The organism is Rhodococcus sp. NPDC059234 (assembly GCF_042754225.1).
Lineage (GTDB): Bacteria > Actinomycetota > Actinomycetes > Mycobacteriales > Mycobacteriaceae > Rhodococcus_G.
The window spans coordinates 1-5,577 of sequence record NZ_JBHZAH010000190.1; the positions used below are offsets into that span (position 1 = coordinate 1).

At 68.8% G+C, this 5,577-nt stretch carries 5 protein-coding genes; 2 read left to right on the forward strand and 3 right to left on the reverse strand.

What is annotated here, in order from left to right; all coding sequences use genetic code 11:
• Positions 1–236: 236 nt before the first annotated feature.
• From ACFXGJ_RS23885 to ACFXGJ_RS23895, 3 genes are all read right to left on the reverse strand, one after another.
• Positions 237–1,205: an antibiotic biosynthesis monooxygenase gene (locus ACFXGJ_RS23885; protein WP_378625742.1), complete on the reverse strand. Its 969-nt coding sequence runs from the start codon at positions 1,203–1,205 to the stop codon at positions 237–239.
• Between the two features lies 1 nt (position 1,206).
• Complete coding sequence (locus ACFXGJ_RS23890) at positions 1,207–1,737, reverse strand: nucleoside deaminase (protein ID WP_378625743.1); 531 nt, start codon at positions 1,735–1,737, stop codon at positions 1,207–1,209.
• A 101-nt stretch (positions 1,738–1,838) separates the two neighbouring features.
• Positions 1,839–2,402 (reverse strand): FAD-binding protein, encoded by a 564-nt coding sequence (locus ACFXGJ_RS23895; RefSeq protein ID WP_378625744.1) that lies wholly within the window; start codon positions 2,400–2,402, stop codon positions 1,839–1,841.
• A gap of 115 nt (positions 2,403–2,517) precedes the next feature.
• Here ACFXGJ_RS23895 and ACFXGJ_RS23900 point away from each other — a divergent pair, with 115 nt between their 5' ends.
• Entirely contained in the window at positions 2,518–3,183 is a 666-nt protein-coding gene (locus ACFXGJ_RS23900; RefSeq protein WP_378625745.1) for a TetR family transcriptional regulator, read from the forward strand.
• A 25-nt stretch (positions 3,184–3,208) separates the two neighbouring features.
• Complete coding sequence (locus ACFXGJ_RS23905; RefSeq protein ID WP_378625746.1) at positions 3,209–5,560, forward strand: MMPL family transporter; 2,352 nt, start codon at positions 3,209–3,211, stop codon at positions 5,558–5,560.
• Positions 5,561–5,577: the final 17 nt, after the last annotated feature.

Genomic DNA, 5,577 nt, shown 5'->3' on the forward strand with positions numbered 1-5,577 from the left:
GGCCGCACCGAATGGACCCCACCCGCACACCTCGACCCCGGCCGACAACCCCGGGTCAACCACCGCCACCACCTCGACGACCTCCTCGCCCAGGCGCTCAAACGTGCCCAAGCCCGCAAGGACACCGACCTGCGAGACAGACGCGCCCAGCGGAACCCCGACGCTGGTAGCCACCGCTACGGGTCTCACGATGACGAGCCCGCCCCATGACAGCCGAAACCACAGCACAAGCACGTCTACGGCAGCGTCCAGAAGACCCTCGTCACGAGCCAGAACACGATCGCGGCCACCGCGAGGAAGCCGACCGAGACCGCCACACCGAGCCGTTCCGTGCGCCGGTCGTGGGGATCGTCGGGCTCGAGCCAGAATCCCAAGACGCGAGTGACCACCGGCATCACCACCCAGGTCAGGATGCTCACGGACAGCACGTTGCCCACCAACAGGCTGACCCACAGCGGTGCGCCCGGCCAGACCTCGGCGATCACGATGGTCAGGATCACCACCGTCGGATAGAGCCCCATCAGCACCGACAGCGCGGTCTTCCACGAGGCCGCGGACGCGATGCCGGGTCCGCGAGCCGGGAACCACGAACCGTACGGATTCGCGATCTGCTGGACCTTGAAGTCCCTGAACTCCCGACCCTCCTCGAGCAACGCCGCGCGCTCGGGAGAAGCCAGCCACCGGTCGAGCTTCTCCGACGAGTCGAAAGTGAACAGGATGATCCAGTCCTCCTGGATCCCCGGCACCGGACGATGCATCTCCGATCCACGAAAGCCGGGAAATGCACTCTCCGCCTCGATGACCCGACGCTGCCAGGCGAGGAACTCCGCTTCGCGACCGGGCACCTGCGGATGCGACACCGCAACGGTGACCGCATCGTCGCGCCCCTCGTCGATCAGCACGTACTGGGTCGGTGCACCCTCGAAGAGCTCGTCACCGCGAGCCATCAACGCTCGCCGTGTCTCGCTGTCCAGCCAGTGCCGCAGGCTGTCGGCACCGTCGAACCGATAGCGCACCGACCACTCCGACTCCGAGCCGGGCGACAGGCCTACCTCGGTGCCCAGGAATCCGGAAAACGACGCCGCCGCCGTGTCCACCTCGTCCTGCCAGTGCCTGAACGCGGACTCCTGACCCGGACGGATCCGCTGCGTGACGACCACTGTCGCGGGTGGGTGACGTGGCGCGGCGGCGTCCGGCGCCGGCATGTCAGCACGGATGCCTGTCTTGCTTCCCGGTGCAGCTGGCGTACGCCTCGGCGCCGAGGTCGGGGCGGAACTGCTCGACCTTGATCCGGCGTTCGGTCAACGGCCTGGTGAAGTCCTCGTACTGGAAGGCATCGTCGAACCCGGTGCTGCTCGTCGCCGCGAGATCACTGGCGAAGCGCACCGCGTCCAGACGTGCCCAGTAGATGGCGCTCATACACATCGGGCCGGGCGCTCCACTGATGTAGATCTCCCTGCCCATCAACATCTTTGCGCGTTCGGGCAGACTGTCTACCGACCCCTCGGGCCGCGGGACCAACTGCAGAGTCGCCTCGTTCTGACGGTCCTGGGGAATACTCGGCGCCTCCGAGTTGAGGACCGCGACGGCCTTGCGAATGGTCTCGATCTCGGCGTGTGCGGTGGGGTCACCGGTGAGCAGCACCCGATTCTGCCCTCGCGCGACGATGTCGCCGTCCCGGGCGATCACCGCACCGAACGGCCCGCCCCAGTTGTTGACGACCGACTCCTTCGCCAACCGGCAAGCCTCTGTCATGAGTTCGTCTGGTGTCATTGGGATTCCGCCTCCACCGTGCATGATCAACAAGCGAGAGTGTTCGGCAAGCACCGTGTGCCAATCTACTCCCCCGAACTCCCGCCGACAGGCGGTTCGCGAGGCCCCTTACAGCGGGCTGCCTGCGAGCACCCCGGCGCGATCGTGACGGTCCCGCACGGCGCGCAGCCGGTCGAGTTTCCGCCGTAGGCGGCCTCGATCTCGGCTGCCGTCTCGGGAAACCCGGGACGCAGCTCCGCGCTGTAGACGCCCAGGGTGTGCGGGGCGAGCGAGGCAAGCATCGCGGCGACGGTCGCGCCGCCCTCGACGAGCACCCGCCCGCCCTCGTGCCGCACGCCGTGCAGCCGCGCGGACAGGTCCAGCATCACGGCGTCGTCGGCGACGCAGTTCGAGCTCAGTCCGCCGCCACGGACGGCGAGTCGGACACCGGCCCCTTCGACGATCCGCAGCGTCGCGGACACGTCTGCGACCGCGGCGGGCTGGACGACGCACGCGGGACGGCGCCGCGCGGCGTCTGGGAAGAAGACGCCCGCGAAGTCCCGGCGGTAACCGTCGGATCCCGGCAGCTGCACCGCAGGCCCGAGGGCGGACTTCAGCCTCCGGGCGCACTCCTCGGACTGTTCAGTCACAGCGAACCTCCGACCTGCGCCCCCGCCGAGCGGATCCCGAAGTGATCGCCGACACATCGGATGCCGAGGTATGACCAAACCGACAAAAATTGCATCCCTCTGCAAGTTTGCAGATATGTGCAATCTCCGTACCTTCGAAGAGGTGACCGCACAACTGCCACTCCGCGACCGCAAGAAGGCCGCCACCCGCACGGCACTGAGCGATGCGGCCGTCCGGCTGGCCAGAACCGTGGGAGTCGACGCCGTCACCGCCGACGCGATCGCCGCCGAGGCCGGGGTGTCCACCCGCACCTTCCACAACTACTTCCCGTCCAAGGAAGAGGCCATCCTCTACCGCTCCGAGACCGAGGGGACCGCGTGGGCGGCGCAGCTGCGGGCCCGCCCCGTCGACGAACCGATCTGGGACTCGCTAGAGCAGGTGGTGGTCGGCATCGTGACCGACCCCGCGCGCGACCTCGACGAGACGTTCGCCGTGATGGCCCTCGTCGAGGACAGCCCCGCCCTGCTGGCCCGCAAGCTCGAGGTGCACGGCCGGGTGAGTCGGATCCTCGGCGAGGCCATCGCCGACCGCACCGGGACCGACGTCGACAACGACCTCTACCCGAACCTGCTGCAGATGGTCGCCGCCGCCGCCGCCAAGGCCGCGATCGACCTGTGGATGCAGGGCAACACCGGCCACGACACGCCTGCTCCCCTCGTGGCGGCGGCGTTCACCCAACTCCGGGCCGGAATCCCCCAGCCCGTCGCCACGGTCCCCGCGCCGCGGTCCGTCCAGTCCTGACCATCTCCACATCGAAGGGTCCTCCATGGCCACCTATCTGTATCGGATCGGCAAGTTCGCCTACCGGCGAAAAGGCACGGTCCTGGCGATCTGGCTCGCACTCCTGGTCCTGATGGGCGTCGGCGCCGCCACCCTCTCCGGCCCGACCAACGACTCGTTCTCGATCCCCGGGACGCCCGCGCAGAAGGCGCAGGACCTGATGACCGAGCGCTTCCCCGCCGCGGGCAAGGACCCGTTCAACTCGCTGTCGGCGCGATTCGTCTTCGCCGCACCCGACGGCCAGTCGCTGGCGACGCCCGCCAACGAGGCCGCGATGGACGCGGCGCTCGCCAAGGTGCGCACCATCGACGCGGTCGAGCCCGGCGCCAAGGCCGACCCGTCGGCGCCCGCTCCCGGCGGCGAACGCAGCACGGCGCTCGTCAATCCCGTTGTGGCCAACAGCAAGATGATCGAGATGGCCACCGCGCAGGCCGAGAAGTCGGGCGCTCCGGTCGCCCAGGCCGTCGCCGATGCGGAGGCCCTGTCCCCGCTGAGCCCGGACCAGACGGTCGGCTACGTCGAGGTGCCCTTCACCGGTGATTTCAAGTCCGTGACAACCGAACTCACCGACCAGATCGATGCCGCAGCGCAGATCGCGCGCGATGCCGGGCTGACCGTCAAGGTCAGCGGCACCGCCGCCCAGACGCAGGAGGCCCCGGGCGGCTCGACCGAGCTGGTCGGCATGGCCGTGGCCGCGATCGTCCTCATGATCACCTTCGGCTCGCTCGTCGCCGCCGGCCTGCCGCTGATCTCCGCGATCATCGGCGTCGGCATCGGCAGCCTGGGCATCTCGGTGGCCACCGGTTTCACCGAACTCGGCTCGATGACCCCGACCCTGGCGATGATGATCGGACTCGCGGTCGCGATCGACTACTCGCTGTTCATCGTCTCCCGGTTCCGGCACGAGATGACCGTCACCGACAACCGCGAGGAGGCGGCCGGTCGCGCCGTTGGCACCGCCGGTTCGGCCGTCGTGTTCGCGGGCCTCACGGTGATCATCGCCCTCGTCGCGCTGCGGGTGGTGGGCATCAAGTTCCTCACCGACATGGGCACGGCCGCGGCGTTCTCCGTCTTCATCGCGGTCCTCGTCGCCCTGACCTTCCTGCCCGCGATGCTCGGGCTGTTCGGCCGCAAGGTGTTCGCCGGCAGGATCCCGTTCGTCAAGGCCAAGGACCCCGAGTCCGGTTCGGTGAAGCCGGGCCCCGCGATGCGCTACGCCAACTGGGTCGCCCGCGTGCCCGCGGTCCCGCTGATCGGCGGCGTGCTCCTGCTCGCGGTGCTGGCGCTGCCTACCTTCGGGCTGAAGCTGGCACTGCCCAGCGAGAGCACCGGGGACCCGGCCACCGCCTCACGCCAGGCCTACGACCTGGTCGACAAGGGCTTCGGTCCGGGCCGCAACGGCCCGCTGCTGGTGGTGGTCGATGCGCGCGATGCCAGCGTCCCCGCACCGGAGGCCTTCGGCACGGTGTTGCAGACCATCAAGGACCAGCCGGACGTCACCAACGCTCAGGTGATCGGGATGAACCCGGCCGGCGACACCGCGCAGATCATGGTCACCCCGTCCAGCGCCCCCACCGCCGCCGCGACCGTCGACCTGATGCAGTCCATCCGCGACAGCGAGGCGGGCCTGCACGAGAAGATCGGCGTCAACTACGGCGTCACCGGCCAGACCGCCCTCGAGACCGACATCTCGGACCGCCTGCAGAGCGCGCTGATCCCCTACCTCGCGGTGGTCGTGGGACTGGCGTTCGTGTTGCTGATGCTCGTGTTCCGGTCGATCCTGGTGCCGCTCACTGCGACTGCCGGCTTCCTGCTCAGCGTCGCGGCGACCTTTGGCGCGACGGTCGCGATCTTCCAGAACGGCTGGGGCGGGCTGATCGGCAATCCGCAGCCGCTGGTCAGCTTCATGCCGATCTTCCTGATCGGCGTGGTGTTCGGCCTGGCGATGGACTACCAGGTGTTCCTGGTGACCCGGATGCGGGAGGAGTACGTGCACGGCGCGTCCGCGAAGGACGCGATGAAGATCGGCTTCGGTCACGGTTCACGGGTGGTCACCGCCGCCGCGCTGATCATGATCTCGGTCTTCGGCGCCTTCATGGCCGAGCCGAACTCGTTCATCAAGTCGATCGGCTTCGCGCTGGCCGCCGCGGTCTTCTTCGACGCCTTCGTCGTCCGGATGGTGATCATCCCGGCAGTGATGGCACTGCTCGGGGACAAGGCGTGGTGGATCCCGAAGTGGCTGGACAGGATCCTGCCGAATGTCGACATCGAGGGCGAGAAGCTGCGGCGCGACCTGCCGGCGGAACTGCCGGCGGAGGAGACCGCCGCCGCGCGCTAGACCCACCGACGTCGCCC

Excerpts from the sequence above, each read along its gene's own strand:
- ACFXGJ_RS23905 (WP_378625746.1), top strand. The coding sequence starts at position 3,209 with ATGGCCACCTATCTGTATCGGATCGGCAAGTTCGCCTACCGGCGAAAA.
- ACFXGJ_RS23885 (WP_378625742.1), bottom strand. The coding sequence starts at position 1,205 with ATGCCGGCGCCGGACGCCGCCGCGCCACGTCACCCACCCGCGACAGTG.
- ACFXGJ_RS23900 (WP_378625745.1), top strand. The coding sequence starts at position 2,518 with ATGTGCAATCTCCGTACCTTCGAAGAGGTGACCGCACAACTGCCACTC.